Annotated in this window: 10 protein-coding genes and 1 pseudogene; 5 read left to right on the top strand and 6 right to left on the bottom strand. The window is 55.9% G+C overall.

Annotation, left to right across the window (positions count from 1 at the left end; all coding sequences use genetic code 11):
* Window positions 1-81: 81 nt before the first annotated feature.
* A complete protein-coding gene (locus O77CONTIG1_RS06040) occupies window positions 82-969 on the top strand; it encodes a tRNA (5-methylaminomethyl-2-thiouridine)(34)-methyltransferase MnmD (RefSeq protein WP_225894697.1) in 888 nt (295 codons plus the stop codon).
* A 55-nt stretch (window positions 970-1,024) separates the two neighbouring features.
* Here the strand turns inward: O77CONTIG1_RS06040 and O77CONTIG1_RS06035 are convergent, their stop codons facing one another.
* The 3 genes and pseudogenes from O77CONTIG1_RS06035 to O77CONTIG1_RS06025 form a co-directional block, all read right to left on the bottom strand.
* Window positions 1,025-1,348, bottom strand: coding sequence for a c-type cytochrome (locus O77CONTIG1_RS06035; protein WP_286132565.1), 324 nt, complete (start codon window positions 1,346-1,348; stop codon window positions 1,025-1,027).
* A gap of 514 nt (window positions 1,349-1,862) precedes the next feature.
* Window positions 1,863-3,150, bottom strand: a pseudogene (gene eno, locus O77CONTIG1_RS06030) (phosphopyruvate hydratase).
* Window positions 3,151-3,585: 435 nt separating this feature from the next.
* Window positions 3,586-4,941 carry a TldD/PmbA family protein gene (locus tag O77CONTIG1_RS06025; protein ID WP_068508899.1) on the bottom strand — a complete coding sequence of 452 codons (1,356 nt, stop codon included), beginning with the start codon at window positions 4,939-4,941 and terminating at the stop codon, window positions 3,586-3,588.
* Window positions 4,942-5,474: 533 nt separating this feature from the next.
* Between O77CONTIG1_RS06025 and O77CONTIG1_RS06020 the strand changes: the two genes are divergently transcribed.
* Both O77CONTIG1_RS06020 and O77CONTIG1_RS06015 read left to right on the top strand, forming a co-directional pair.
* Window positions 5,475-6,239 carry an IS1 family transposase gene (locus tag O77CONTIG1_RS06020; RefSeq protein ID WP_068508896.1) on the top strand — a complete coding sequence of 255 codons (765 nt, stop codon included), beginning with the start codon at window positions 5,475-5,477 and terminating at the stop codon, window positions 6,237-6,239.
* Complete coding sequence (locus tag O77CONTIG1_RS06015) at window positions 6,239-6,868, top strand: trimeric intracellular cation channel family protein (protein ID WP_068508895.1); 630 nt, start codon at window positions 6,239-6,241, stop codon at window positions 6,866-6,868. Before O77CONTIG1_RS06020 ends, O77CONTIG1_RS06015 begins: the two co-directional genes overlap by 1 nt.
* Window positions 6,869-6,964: 96 nt before the next feature.
* On the opposite strand, the gene O77CONTIG1_RS06010 is transcribed toward O77CONTIG1_RS06015, so the two are convergent.
* Both O77CONTIG1_RS06010 and argG read right to left on the bottom strand, forming a co-directional pair.
* A complete protein-coding gene (locus O77CONTIG1_RS06010) occupies window positions 6,965-9,709 on the bottom strand; it encodes a GAF domain-containing protein (protein ID WP_084782260.1) in 2,745 nt (914 codons plus the stop codon).
* A gap of 641 nt (window positions 9,710-10,350) precedes the next feature.
* The gene (gene argG / locus O77CONTIG1_RS06005) at window positions 10,351-11,589 is read right to left on the bottom strand and encodes an argininosuccinate synthase (protein ID WP_068508893.1); all 1,239 of its coding nucleotides are present in this window, start codon (window positions 11,587-11,589) and stop codon (window positions 10,351-10,353) included.
* Between the two features lie 261 nt (window positions 11,590-11,850).
* On the opposite strand from argG, the gene O77CONTIG1_RS06000 reads away from it, so the two are divergent.
* Window positions 11,851-12,453 (top strand): CHRD domain-containing protein, encoded by a 603-nt coding sequence (locus tag O77CONTIG1_RS06000; RefSeq protein WP_068508891.1) that lies wholly within the window; start codon window positions 11,851-11,853, stop codon window positions 12,451-12,453.
* A gap of 202 nt (window positions 12,454-12,655) precedes the next feature.
* Window positions 12,656-13,372 (top strand): hypothetical protein, encoded by a 717-nt coding sequence (locus tag O77CONTIG1_RS05995; protein WP_225894696.1) that lies wholly within the window; start codon window positions 12,656-12,658, stop codon window positions 13,370-13,372.
* Window positions 13,373-13,617: 245 nt separating this feature from the next.
* Here the strand turns inward: O77CONTIG1_RS05995 and O77CONTIG1_RS05990 are convergent, their stop codons facing one another.
* Window positions 13,618-14,064 carry a tellurite resistance TerB family protein gene (locus tag O77CONTIG1_RS05990; RefSeq protein ID WP_068508887.1) on the bottom strand — a complete coding sequence of 149 codons (447 nt, stop codon included), beginning with the start codon at window positions 14,062-14,064 and terminating at the stop codon, window positions 13,618-13,620.
* Window positions 14,065-14,146 lie beyond the last annotated feature (82 nt).

The raw sequence follows: 14,146 nt of genomic DNA, 5'->3' as shown, positions 1-14,146 counted from the left end.
CGGCAGTTTTTCACCAGGCAGTTTTTCCCAGATTGACGAGCGTTGCAGCCGACTGACAGCCTGCCAAAGGAACCAGCTTGGGTGCCCCAGCGCACCGAAGACGGTTCGTTTACCTTTTTTTCGGAAGCCTTTGGCGAAACGTTTCACAGTCGGCTGGGCGCACGGGCCGAGGCGTTTGAAAAGTTTGCCCAGGTGACGCGGCTGGCATTGCTGGCGCGGCAGTTTGCCGAACCTGCTGCGCCGCCGATCCGCCTGCTCGATGTGTGCTACGGGCTGGGGTACAACACGGCCGCTGCGCTGGAAACGCTGTGGGCAGAGAATCCGGACTGTCGAGTGGAGGCGATCGCCCTAGAGCTAGACCCGACCGTGCCCCAGGCGGCGATCGCCCCGGATCTGCTCACCGCCTGGTCGCCCCCAGTGCAAAACGTGCTGAGGGCGATCGCCCAGACGTGCGAATTCCAGGATTCTCGACTCAGTGCCCGCCTGCTAATCGGCGATGCCCGGCAGACGATTCAGCATGTGGCGACACAGGGCTTCCAGGCAGACGCAATCTTCTTCGACCCGTTTTCGCCGCGCCGTTGCCCCCAGCTTTGGACGGTGGAATTTTTCTCACAGGTGGCAAAATGCCTCAGCCCGACGGGAATTTTAGCCACCTATTCGCGCTCGGCCTCGGTGCGAGCGGCGATGCGAACCGCTGGACTGCATCTGGGCAACATTCCCCTGCCCGCCGGAGCCGCACGCCGTCCCCACGAGTGGTCCCAGGGGACGGTCGCCGCCTGGTTGCCCGATGGCTTGCCGCCTCTCTCGCCGATGGAGGAAGAGCATCTACACACCCGCGCCGCTGTGCCCTACCGCGATCCCAACCTCAACGACAGCGCCGCCGCCATCCTGACGCGACACTATCAGGAGCAGCAGCAGGCTCCGCTAGAATCGACCACAAGTTGGCGGCGGCGATGGAAAATTGATTGATTTGTAAATGTAAAGTTGCTTAAAAGTTGCTAACGTTACCGACTTACAAAATTACTTATCCCTCCCAGTCTTTTTCGGCTTGGGACTGTACATAAGCTGCAATGTCAGCAATTTGATCTTCTGTTAGACGATTTTTGAAAGCTGGCATCATGCCCTTGCCATAGGTGACCTGCTTCACAATTGCATTCTCGTTGTGGTTCGGGCCGTAGCCTGCCAGAAACTTTTCCAAGGCATCTTTTTTCAGGGTTTTAATGCTCATGATGCTGTTACCACCGCCCAAGTGACATACAGCACAGTTTGCAGAGAAGAGCTGTGCCCCACGAGCCAAATCACTCGCAAGAGCCTTCTGGGGAAAGGCGACGCTCAAAACAATTGCCAAAATAACAGCCGCTACACACCTAACGCTTTTCATAATTCAAGGCTGGCGCTATACAAAAGTTTACAAAGCCACTCATGTCTAATATAAAAATCGGCTGAAAGCTTGTCAAAAGACGGCTTGTCAAAGCTATGGTAGCTAACTTGTTAGTTAGGATTAGTTAGGACATATGGGACGGACATAGTTGCTGTTGAGGCTAGTAGTGAGGACTTAAGTCCTCATTGCAAACGTCCTAACTAACCTGCGTATTGCTACAAGAGCAGCTAAAGGCATTGAGGGGCGCTCCAGTTTTCGGATCTTCCCCCATACTCCACAAAAATGACCCGTGCTGTCAGCCACATCCCAGGTCGTCTCCCTAGAATTTGGCGGCAGCACAGGTTGAGTGGGCTTAGAGGCATTCTGTCCCTGTGTCCATCGCATAGGGACAGAACAGGGACGGAATAATTTTTAGTCAGCCGATTGTAGAAATAGCTTGTAGCAATAGCTGAGAGATGTTGGCAGAGTTTTTCAGCCATTGCTACTTCTTGAAGGCTGCAATCCCAGGATATTGAGCGCGATCGCCCAGGTCTTCCTCAATCCGCAGAAGCTGGTTGTACTTCGACAGACGCTCGCCCCGACAGGGTGCGCCGGTTTTGATTTGTCCGGCGTTGGTGGCGACGGCCAAATCAGCGATGAAGTCGTCGGGCGTTTCGCCGGAGCGGTGGCTGATCATCACGGTGTAGCCCGCGCTGCGCGACAGCTCAATGGCGCTGAGGGTTTCGCTGATGGTGCCGATCTGGGTTTACCTTTGATCAGCGAGGAGTTGCCCACGCCGTCGGCGCGATCGCCTGCTTGATGATGGCGGGATTGGTCACAAAGGCATCATCGCCGACTAGCCGAATCTTGTCGCCTAGGCGCTTGGTGAGTTCCTTCCAGCCTTCCCAATCTTGCTCGCCCAGACCGTCCTCCAGCGACACAATGGGATACTGCGCCACCCAGCTTTCCCACAGGGCAATCATGTCTTCGGTGGTGCGAGTCGCGTTGTCTGACTTGAAGTTGAGGTAGGTGCCGTTTTCGCGATACATCTCGCTGGTGGCGGGGTCGAGGGCGATCGCTATGTCGTCGCCGGGTTTCAGCCCCACTTTCGTGACGGCTTCCAGAATCAGGTCTACCGCTTCCACATTGGACTTCAGGTTGGGCGCAAAGCCGCCTTCGTCGCCAATGCCCGTGCTGTAGCCCTTGCCCTTGAGAATCGACTTCAGCGCATGATAGGTTTCGGCTCCCATCTCCATCGCCATGCGAAAATTTGTTGCTCCCACCGGCGCAATCATGAACTCCTGAAAGTCCACACTGTTGTCGGCGTGTGCGCCGCCGTTCAGCACGTTGAAGCAGGGCACCGGCAGCAGCACCGCCGCGTCGCCGCCCAGGTAGCGATAGAGCGGCAGCTTGGCCGAAGCGGCCGCGGCCCGCGCCACCGCCATCGACACGCCCAGCAGCGCGTTTGCCCCCAGATTGCTCTTGAACTCGGTGCCGTCTAGATCCAGCATGGCCTGGTCGATCGCCTGCTGGTTGGAGGCATCTGCGCCCTTTAGCTTGTCGGCGATCGCCCCGTTCACGTTTGCCACCGCCTTCAGCACGCCCTTGCCCCCATAGCGGCTCTTGTCGCCATCGCGCAGTTCCAGCGCTTCGCGGATACCCGTTGAAGCCCCCGACGGCACCGCCGCCCGCCCAAAGCTGCCATCCTCCAGCGTCACGTCTACTTCTACCGTTGGGTTGCCGCGAGAGTCCAGAATTTCGCGGGCTTTAATGGATGCGATCGCCGCCATAGTGATTAATCCTCAAATAATTTCGTGAATTCGCAATTCGTAAAATGGACGTGAAGGTTACACGTTGCGCTTCCCATAGCATTGAACCAGAAGAAGCGGAAATTCTCTCAAAGCTTTTGGAGTGTTTTAATCTACTGTGAAACGGTGCAAAAACTAGCGCCTAGTCTAAGCCAGCGCGATGGGTTTGCCATGTTGTGAAAGATACGAGCCAGAAAGTCTCTACTTTTGCCCAAATAGTCGCTGGTGGGCTGCTCTGCCCAGAGACTCGCTAACGTTCGTAGTGTCTTTTGCAGTTTCTGATGTCAAGTCTTCTGAGCAGAGCCACAAGTGAGATGGCTGAAAGCCTTGCAAATCTCCAACAGGCAAGCCAAAAGTAAGTCCACAATCCAGAATCGATATGGGCAAGAATCGATATGAAGCCCCATCGACAACCCGCTAAAGTGTGAAGGTGAAATCCTCTACCAGCGCACCGGGAACCCGCACGCCACCCAGGCTGCGACGATTGTAGGTGTCCACATCGGCGATAAATTCAGACTGCTGTGTCAGAGCAACCAAGTTGTCGCCGAGGCAGCGATAGAGGCTTTCGTCAAAGCGGAGGTTTTCAATCGGAGCAACGATCTCGCCCTGCTCCACCCAGAAGCAGGCGTAGCGGGTCATGCCTGTGATGCGGCCCGTGGGGCGATCGCTCCAGTTTAGATAATGCAAATTTGACAGGTATAGCCCTGTATCCAGCGCCTTCAGCACATCGGCAGCCAGCAAACTGCCCGGAAGCACTTCGGGCGATCGCAGCGATTCGGCACTGTTTGCACCATTGGCGGCTTTGCCATATTCCTTTGCCGTGCGCGAGTTGACCAGGGTATTCACCAGCTTGCCCCGGTCGATAATGGTCAACTCCATTGGCGCAATTTCGCCCAAGTGGTTGAATCGGGGCACCAAACCAGAAGCGAAGTTTTCGCCCAGGGTGAACTGAGAGGACAGCGTGCGATCGCCCCGCTGCAACGCGCCCAAGGCACTTTCGCCCTGCTGTAGCGATGCCTCGCTGACCCCGCCCCAAGAGAACATTGCCACAATGTCTGCTAAGGCCGCTGGAGCCAGATAAACGCGATAGCCGCCCTTGGGAATGGGTTTAGGGGTGCAGGCGAGGCGATCGAGTTGCTGTTTAGAATCGGCTAGTTTGGTAGTGTAGGCCGTCGCATCCCACTCACTGCCTGCCATTGTGCCCTTCACAGCCTGCCCGTCGGCGGTAAATAGTGAATAATCCAGCGAGAAAGACTCCGTGGCAAACCAGTGCCGCTGCCCCACCGAGTCAGCATAGGCTTGCAGCATTCGCCCACCTGCGTAGATGCCCGTAAAGTCCAGCCCATCGACCTCCGGCAGTACAGCATCCACGACCGCATTCGGATCGAGCAGGCGACCGGAATGCACCTCGCGGCTAGTGGCATTGCCCGACGGCAACACCTGATAGGGATCGAGCGGCAAATGAGGCAAGTCGGCCCGCAGGTCGGCCAACGCATCGGCGGCGATCGCCCAGTCTGTGTCCCAATGGCCCGTCAGCGGAAACCGCCAGGATGCGGTGCGCTGGTTTGCCATTAGCGTCAGCCCCACCTGGCAGTCCACAATACCCCCCGTCTGCCGCACGCGGGCGTGGTTAAACCGTACAAACTGGCTCTGTTCGGCATTTAGCCCCAGCGTAAACTGCTCCTCCGGCAAAAGCTGATCGGCGATCGCTTCGGTCAACGCCGCAAACTCGGTTTCCAGATGATCTAAAACAACTGCCGTTTCTAGGGACATCTCGAGATGTGTCACGCTTACCCCACGTCCTGCGACTACTAAAACATACGCTTACATCCTACTCGTTAATTTCAGCGCAAATCTTGCCTAACTCATCCCCTCTGAGAAGACTTGAGGAACGATAAGGAGCAGCAAGAAGCGAAGCGACACTCAACTATAAAGTCTTAGCCAATTTTTCATGAAGATTTGATGAAGCCTTTCTCAGGACACGTGATTACACTGGGTCAGTAGTGTTACTTATCTTCTTAAATTTTGTGTCAAAAGGAGATTTAACTCGACGCTTCTACTAGCGGGAATCCAGGTATAAATCCTAACTCAATCCTCTACTGAACAAAGCTCTGTAGGGCTGAGCATTACTCAGCGTCACTAAATTTGAGGAGCCTTGAAAGATATGGATGCTTGTTGAGAAAAGCTCGATACAGCACTTGCTTACGGAGTGATGGGTAGTGCCTTTTAATAAAGGACGGAGAAAATTAGGAGTCGATATCATAGAGCAGCCCTGATTGTGTACCCACTCACGAACTTGATCCATCATGAAGCCGTATCTCCTCTGCCCGAGCTGTGATTCCGATGACATCATGAAAAATGGCACAACTCGTCGGGGCAAACAAAACTATAAATGTCGCGATTGTGGTCGTCAGTTTGTGGAGAATCCTCAATGGAAACCGAAAGACAAGGACACCTGTGCGCTGATTGATTGCATGCTGCTCGAACGCATTCCCCTTGCTGGCATTGCCCGGGTGCTGCAATTGTCCGAGAGTTGGTTGCAACAGTACGTGAATGCTAGCTATGCCGAGGTACCTCAGCAAGCGGAGGTGGTTGCCAAACCAACGTGCCGACTGGTGGTGCAGATGGATGAGTTGTGCTCATTTGTGGATGAGAAGGGCAACAAACACTGGGGCTGGCTGGCGATTGATAGAGCAAGCCGTGAAATTATCGGGTGTCATGTGGGAAACCGTTCTGCTCAATCGGCACAAGCGTTATGGCAGTCTCTACCTCGTCAATACCGTCAGTATGCACGGATTTACACCGACCATTGGGAGGCTTATAGGAGTGTACTGCCCAGTAAACGGCATTTTGCAGTGGATAAAGATTCGGGTTTAACGAGTCATATTGAGCGATTAAATAATACGTTGCGCCAGCGCATCTCCCGGTTAGTGCGACGGAGTTTGTCATTTTCAAAGAAGCTCGAAAATCACATTGGGGCGATTTGGAACTTCATCCATCACTACAACCAAAAGATTCGAGAGAAACTGCAACGAGAGCAAACAACTGATTTTTCCCCATCCTTTACCTAATGGCACTACCTCCGCTAGAAGTGTCGGCCGTGATCACCTCGGCGCTGTCGGGGATGATCGCTGCCCGCAAGAAGGGGCTGGATTTGGTGGGCGTGTATGCGATCGCCTTTGTGAACGCCTTCGGGGGTGGGACATTGCGCGATGTGCTGCTGGATCGGCGACCGTTCTTTTGGGTGCGCTATGAGGGCTATGCAGTGCTGGTGCTGCTGTTGGCGGCGCTGTATGTCTATGGGTCGCGCCTGCTGAGGCCGGTCAAAGCGCCTGCCTATCGAGTCTTTGCGCTGTTGGATGCGTTTGGGCTGGCGCTGTTTAGCATTTCGGGTACGGCCTTTGCGCTGGAATATCGGATGCCGCCGTTTACTGCATCGCTGCTGGGCGTGATTACGGGCGTAGTGGGCGGCGTGCTGCGCGACATTTTGCTGGTGGAGATTCCAGTCGTATTCCGGAAAACCGCCACGCTGTACGCCACCTGCGCGTTTGTTGGCTGCTGGGTCTATCTGCTGCTGGTGGCTTGGCAGGTCGATGTGGCGATCGCCACCGTCGCCGGGTTTTGCACCATTGTCCTGCTCCGAATGCTGGCGCTGCGCTACAACCTGACGCTGCCTACCCCGTTAGAAGAAGAGGATTGAGGGGGCAGGTTTCAGGTTTCAGGGATCAGGTTTCAGGTGCTAGGTGAATGCCCGAATCCCTAGCCCCCAACCCCTGGCTCCTGACCCCTTAAATCCTCACTTCTCCGTCATCGTCCACACGCCGTCTTGCCAGGTTTCGTCGTTGGGCGGATGGCTGAGCCAGTGCATGCAGCGGTCGAGGTGGAGCTTGGCGGCTTTGTCTTCGTTGTTCACGTCTTGCAGCAGCGTGGCAAAAGCGCTCATCGCTTTGACAAAATCGCGGTTCAGGTAATGCTTTCGCCCTTCGTGATAAAGATCGATCAGCCGCTTTTTCTCATCGGGAACGATTTCGTCACGTAGCCCGACGAGTTCGTAAATACTGACGGGCTGCGTCTTGCCCTTTACCCGGATACAGTCTAGCTCTCGTGCCCAGATCCGATCGGCGCAGGGCTTGTAGGTGGTCTCGCTGATGATGATGTCGGTGCCGTATTGCTTGCTGGCGCTTTCCAAGCGCGATCCCAGGTTTACTCCGTCGCCAATCGCAGTGAACTCCATGCGGCGGCTAGAGCCGATGTTGCCACTGATTACGATGTCAGAATTGACACCAATGCCAATGCGAATCGGTGGCTTTTGGCGCTCGACTCGCTCGGCGTTAAACGCAGCCAGGCGATGCCGCATTTCGACCGCCGTTTGCACGGCCATCCACTGGTGGTCATCCAGGGGCAAGGGCGAACCAAACACCGCCATAATGGCATCGCCGATGTATTTATCCAGCGTGCCCTTGTGGGTAAACACAGCGTCCACCATGCTCTCGAAATACTGGTTGAGCATTTCGACGACCTCTTCGGCAGTCATGCTTTCGGTCAGCGTGGTGTAGCTGCGAATGTCGGAAAAGAGAACGGAGACTTCCTTGCGATCGCCCCCCATCTTGGCCGCGTCGGGGTTTTCAAACAGCAACTGCGCGACTTCCTGCGACATATAGCGCGACATCGTGCTTTTTAGCCGCTTTTCGCCGCTGATGTCGTCCATTACCACCAGCGCCCCCGACACTTGCTCCGGGTCGCTAGCATCGGCAATCGTGTTAATCGACAGGTTAATGCTGTGCTGCTCTACACCCTTAGCCGCGTTCAGCGTTTGATCAGGATAGTATTGCTGACGGCATTTTTCATCTGTCGGAGCCAGCGCCATTTTGAACCACTTGGAAAAATCGCCTTTTTCTAGCCCAATCAGTTCCTCAGCGTGCAGTCCCTCCAGCGGATCGGTGTCGCTTAGCCCCAGCAGTTTGCGGGCACTTTCGTTGGCGGCGATGATGCGACCTTCTTTGTCGGTGGAAATGACGCTATTGGAGAGCGATCGCAGAATATCGCGCTGGAGCTGTTCCTGCTGCTTCACCGTGGCAAACAGCTTGGCGTTTTGCAGGGCCACCCCGGCTTGAATGTTGAACGCCTGCATGAACTCTTGATCATTGCGATTAAAGCTGGCACGCCAGATCTCAGGTGCTTCCGGATAGTTTGCCGGGTCATAGGGTGGATGGTCGCCCTGCTTTTTCTTGTTAATCAACTGAGTGACGGCGATCAGTTCGCCATCTGCGTTGAACACGGGCATACACAACATGCTGCATGTGCGATAGCCCGTCTTTTTGTCGGTTTCCTTGGCAGTGTCGGAGTTGGGATGGTTGTAGAGGTCGTAGGGAATGAGGACTGGCTCACCCGACATCGCCACCTGCCCCGCAAAGCCTGCATCCATCGGAATGCGAATTTCTTGCAGCACGCCGTTAATGGGTAGCTTCGTCCAGAGCTGGTGCTGCTCTCGATCCAGTAGCCAGAGTGTGCTGCGATCTGCTTGCATTAGCTCCTGAGCCTCTTCCATCACGCGGCTCAGCGTTTCTTCCAAATCCAGGCTGCTCTGGCTGAGAGATTTGGTCGCTTTCATTAGCGCTGAGGCGGCTCGTTGCTGCTGGGTTGCCTTGTAGAACGAGCGAGAAGATTCCAAAATCAGCCGAATCGAGGGTGCAAAGTCTTCAAACACCTGCTCGTCTTGCGCGGTAAAGCCGCTCAGGTCGATGCGCTCGTCGAGATGGGCCTGCGGGTCGCAGTTGGGCTTGAGTTTGTTAATCAACTGCACCACTGCTACCAAGTCGCCCTGATCGTTCAGCAGGGGCATGGCCAGCATGGTGTAAGTGCGGTAGTGGTTTTTCTTGTCGAGCGCCTGAGCCGCCTCAGAGCGGGGGTCGTCATAAAAGTCGTAGGGAATATTGACGACCTGCCGGGTAGTAGCGACTTCGCCTGCAATGCCAACATGCTTGGGGATTCGCAGTTCCAGGTTGTTGCCGTTTTCGTCTTCAGCGACGATCGCCCAGAGTTCGTCTTTTTCTTCGTCTAGTAAAAATATTGTGGTGCGATCGGCATTCAGCAGTTCCCCGGTTTTTAGGGTGATGGAATGCAGCATCTCGTTCAAGATGGCATCAAATCCCTGAGAATCCATCAGGTTGTCGAGCATCGAGAGGGTTTGATTGACCACTCTTAGCTTTTGCTCAACATCGGTGACGACCTGCTTGAACGTATCCTGGGTCAGCGGCGCGAGAAAGGACGAGAAAGATCCCTTGGTGGTGGCCAGGGCGCTGCCGGGGTTGGCGCTGCTGGAGGGGCTGGTGGCGTTTGGATCGCTGTTTGGATTGGGGGGAGGGACGGGGGGGGAAGCGGGTGATTCTGGTGGCTGCGATCGCCCAGTCAGTTGCCCATCACTCGAACCATCGGCGAGGACTTCTACCTCCACCTCTACCGTAACCGTTGCATTGTCCCCATCAAGCGGGTTGGCCGATGGGGAGGACGCGGAATGTAGATGCGAGGAAGGGGCACTCATGGCAGTTCCAGATAGAAACAGGGCGATGCGTTTGACTCAACTTCTTTCAAGTTACCCAAACGCCATTACGGATTCACAGCCAATGAATTCGACAGTCCTATGCATCTCCTGTGCATCTTATGCAACGAACCATGCAATGAGGGCTTAGGAGAACCATCCGACAGGGTTTTGAGGGGGCGATCGCCCTCGTGTTTATCCTACCAAGGGGCGATCGCGCAACTCCATCCCCATCTGCAAAATGCCCAAGCTGGATGCACTCATTAAGACTCTAGCCGCCCAACTGGGGATCGACAAGGCGCAGAGGATACGGAATCACCCAGACATAGGATTGTTGCCACCCTAGAAAGCCCCTATCATCAGCGGCAGCATGGGTGAATCCTGTTCATCTGTTTGGTGATTTATCCACCACTCCAGTTCTTCATTCACCGTTTGCTTAGTTTGCTTAATGAAGCCCTTGAGCATCTGGTATCGGGCAAGGCGCGGTATCGGATTGTGCTAAAACGTTAGGGTTTCGCCTGCTGCTGTTTTGCCTGCCAAAGCGCAAGTCCCCGGAGATGCGAGTTGACTGCTTGGGTGCGTCGCACACGAACAATCAACTCGCATCCCAGTTTCGGGCCACGTTCAACGCAGTCCCCAGTTCTTCAAAGACCGACCTGGCCGCTGGTGGCCAGCACGCGGGCGCTCACGCCAAAGACCCGCAGCAGCCCCTCCGAGTCGCCGTGGTTATAGTCGCCCACGCCCTCCATTGAGGCGTTTTCTTCGGAATAGAGGATGTGGGGCACGTCGTCGGCAGACACAAACGAGATATTGCCCTTGTAGAGCGACACGCCGATGGTTCCGGTGGCAAGTTCGGCCGTGTTGGCGATCGCCGCCAGCATCATCTGCGTTGCCCGGTCAAACCAGTAGCCCTGATAGATTTGCTTGGCCACCAGGAGCGAAAGCTGGTCATAAAACTCCCGCGCCCGCCGATCCAGAATCAGTTGCAGCAGGTAAGCGTAGCAAGTGCCAAGGGTTTCTACGCCGGGGCTTTCGTACACACCGCGTGACTTGATGCCCACAAAGCGGTTTTCCACCAGGTGCGTGCCGATGCCGATGCCGTGCTTTCCGGCGATCGCATTCGTCTTCAAAAACGCATCCACCAGATTCACCGATTCTCCATTCACGCTCACCGGGCGACCTTTTTCAAACCGCACGGTAAAGGCTTCTGGCGAGTCGGGCGCATCCTGCGGGTAGCAGCCCATAATCGGCTTTACGAACTGGGCGGGCGTGGTCAGCGACTCCAGCATTCCCGATTCATGTGTCAGCCCCAGCAGGTTGGCATCGGTGGAGTAGGGCTTGTCTTTGGTCGCCGTGACGGGCAGCCCGTTTTCCTCGCAGAAATCAATCATCTCGCTGCGGCCGGGGAACCGCGCCAGAAAGCTCTCGTCTCGCCAGGGGGCGTAGACTTCAAACTCTGGAGCCAGCATATTGGTGATGAGTTGGAACCGCACCTGGTCGTTGCCGCGTCCGGTCGCGCCGTGGCTAAACACTGTCAGCCCGCGCTGCTTCATTTCCAAGATCATCGCTTTGGTCAGGGAACACCGCGCAATTCCCGTCGTGTTCCAATAGCGCCCTTCGTAGCAGGCCTGCGACTGGATCACCTTCAGACCATCTTCGGCGATCGCCTCTCGCACGGGCAACAGCACAAAATCCACCGCACCCGCCTTCAGCATCCGCTGGCGCACGGCATCCATGTCTTCCTCATCCGGCTGCCCCAGATCGGCTGTAAAGCACACCACATTCACACCCTGATTTGTCAGCCAGCGCGTAATGGTGCAGCTATCTAGCCCGCCCGACCCGGCAAACGCGACGGTTTTTCCCTTTAAATCTTGCACTTTCATGAGCAGCCTTCCTAAATCTAAGCAGCGCCTTTGCTTGAGTAGCGCACGACCAGTTGTGATGGGTTCAAATACTGGCGATCGCCTCACCCAGAACAGAGAGCATTATCCCCCGTCTTTTGATAAATTCTGTCGGGCTGGGTACAGATTTCCGGCGCAAATTCAAGCTGGAGGATTGAATCATGAATCCAAGCTTCGGCATTGGGCGTAGTGTTCATTAGGATTCATCGCGACACTGCAAGCGCTATCGTAAGCTTCAAAGCCATGATTCACTCCAAAAAGATTCTTTTCCATTTCATGCTGGGTGTGCTGACATGCCTGTCTCTGGTGGGTCTGTCTACGCCGTCCCTGGCCCAAGCCGTCTTTGGGTGGGTGCGTCCAGCCGACCCCGCCCTTATTGCAGAAGTGCGTCAGGCAGAAACCGTGCTGCTGGCCCAGGGCATGACCCGTCGCTCTTTCCAGCGCTTTGCGGCAACCTTGAGCCGAGATGCGGTGGTGGGCGCGTCTCCTTCTGGGCGGGCGACGGGCGCGGCCGGAGCCGTACTGGTGGGCGATCGCCTGGTGGTGCGGGGGGACTTTCGCAACCTGGCCGGCCCCCTGCGCGACTACACGGTTGACCCCACCGATCCGCCCAATCCCAACATCACCTCAGCAGTTCACATTCACCGGGGCGAACCCACAGCCAACGGCCCCTTCCAGTACGCGCTGACGGTGACGATGAGGGGCGATCGCGACGGTCGCTTTGCGGGAGAATACACCCTCACGCCAGAACAACGGCAAGCGCTGGAAAGCGGCAATCTCTATCTGGATATTCACACCACGCGCAACCGGGCAGGCGAGCTGCGCGGCGTGCTGCGTCCTTACTAACAACTGTCTCAAGCCAGGCACCTGCCCGTCTGTCTAAGTCTGAGGGACGTTGGCTCTTAACAAGTTGGCTCTCAAATAGAACAGACTGCCCCCGCTTCCCGATGGGTGAGGTGGGGCTTTTTTGGGGTGCGGAACCTGATGTCAGGAATTGTAGACCTTATAGAGAAGGCCCCAGAGATTGATGGTCTGGGTTATGAGGTCTATGGTGAAACGATGGATGACTTGTGCAATGCGGGTGAAGTGGGCGGCGGCCCTGGTGCTGACGGCGGGACTGGGGGCAGCCGTAGCGTGTACGCCGTCTGCGCCCAACCCAGCTACTCCCGACCCTGATGTGGTGCTGCATCCGGTAGATGCACCGCTGCGGCCGCCGCTGACAGAAGCCGCGCTCCGTCAGGCAGAAGCCGAGATGCAGCAGCGGATTCAGGCTGATCTGGACTTGTTGGGTTTGGGCAAGATCGGCTCGGTGGGGTCGCCGATTTCTCCAGATTTGCTTGCCTACCGACAGACCTGGGCAGAAACAGACCCAGACATTGCACCGTTTCTGGGAACCTGGGAAAAAGAGTGGGATATGCTGCCCCATTACTTTATGACGGTGTTTCCGTCGGAAGTACCAGGGCGCGTGTGCTTGGTGCGCTATAGCAAGCAGGAAACCGTAACCGTGCCGTTTGAGGTGTATGACACGCCGCTGGAATTTTCTGTGGCGCAGGTGGTGGAGGGGCAACTGCTGGCCAGCAACACGCAATCTGCGCGATCGCTCTTGCGGCAAGCGCCGGTGATGGATTACGAGAGCGAGTTTTTGGCAACGGTGGAGCCAACGGGAAATATGCAGGTGTATGCTGCCCAGCGTCCGCCTGCGATCGCCCCTACCTGGCCCGCAGCGCTGATGGAGCAGTTTCGTGCAGCCGGGTGTCAGGAGTAGAGCGATGAAAAAGGGCGATCGCCTCTTGCGCCAAGCGATCGCCTCTCACGATGAACCGACTTACAACCTAGTGCAGTGGTGTCATGGTTTAGTTTTAGGGTGATGCCTTGGCTCGTAGTAAGCGCTTCAGCGCCTCAACGCCCATGAAGTCAAGATCGTTGTTTGGAAGTGATGCCTTGGCTCGTAGTAAGCGCTTCAGCGCTAAAGCGCTTACTACCAACCTAAGTTCTAGCTGTGACATAGCACTAGCCGCGATTTTTGATGAGCATCACGTCTACAATCTTCTCGGCCACAGCGTCGGAAATGTCCAGGGCTTGATAGAGGTCATTGAGGAATTGCCGCTCTTCCTGGGTGACAAGACCATCGGCCAAAACCAGATCAGTGGCAACGGCAAAGGCCGATTCCTTCAGTTCAAAGGGGAGAGAGTCTTTGGCGATCGCAAACAAAACCCCAACCCCATCTCGCCGTAGGATGCTAAACAGCTTGTCAAACATCCGCCGCATAATGTCGCTCGAATAGCTGCGGAAGAGTTGCATCCGGTTCAGCGTACTCATCAGCCCCGACAGCTCTTCGTCTGCCAGATAGCCGTCAGAAGCAACTGCGGCCAGGGCGATCGCTGCGTAGGCTTCGGCGGGGCTAAAGGTTTCCTGAACTGTGTTTTGTACGCCAAACATTCGATCGAACAAACCCATAGCAATGTCTCCAAAGTAGAGGGAATGAGCCGCGCCGACAGCCTGTTAATCTGATTGCTCATCTTTTAGCAAGCCTGAGCAG

This window comes from Leptolyngbya sp. O-77, from assembly GCF_001548395.1.
Lineage (GTDB): Bacteria > Cyanobacteriota > Cyanobacteriia > Elainellales > Elainellaceae > Thermoleptolyngbya.
This window is presented reverse-complemented; position numbering and strand designations above follow the sequence as displayed.

What these genes read in the sequence shown, in the direction of transcription:
- O77CONTIG1_RS06025 (WP_068508899.1), bottom strand. Translation starts at nt 4,941, where the DNA reads ATGTCCCTAGAAACGGCAGTTGTTTTAGATCATCTGGAAACCGAGTTT.
- O77CONTIG1_RS06020 (WP_068508896.1), top strand. Translation starts at nt 5,475, where the DNA reads ATGAAGCCGTATCTCCTCTGCCCGAGCTGTGATTCCGATGACATCATG.
- O77CONTIG1_RS06015 (WP_068508895.1), top strand. Translation starts at nt 6,239, where the DNA reads ATGGCACTACCTCCGCTAGAAGTGTCGGCCGTGATCACCTCGGCGCTG.
- O77CONTIG1_RS06010 (WP_084782260.1), bottom strand. Translation starts at nt 9,709, where the DNA reads ATGAGTGCCCCTTCCTCGCATCTACATTCCGCGTCCTCCCCATCGGCC.
- argG (WP_068508893.1), bottom strand. Translation starts at nt 11,589, where the DNA reads ATGAAAGTGCAAGATTTAAAGGGAAAAACCGTCGCGTTTGCCGGGTCG.
- O77CONTIG1_RS06000 (WP_068508891.1), top strand. Translation starts at nt 11,851, where the DNA reads ATGATTCACTCCAAAAAGATTCTTTTCCATTTCATGCTGGGTGTGCTG.
- O77CONTIG1_RS05995 (WP_225894696.1), top strand. Translation starts at nt 12,656, where the DNA reads ATGGTGAAACGATGGATGACTTGTGCAATGCGGGTGAAGTGGGCGGCG.
- O77CONTIG1_RS05990 (WP_068508887.1), bottom strand. Translation starts at nt 14,064, where the DNA reads ATGGGTTTGTTCGATCGAATGTTTGGCGTACAAAACACAGTTCAGGAA.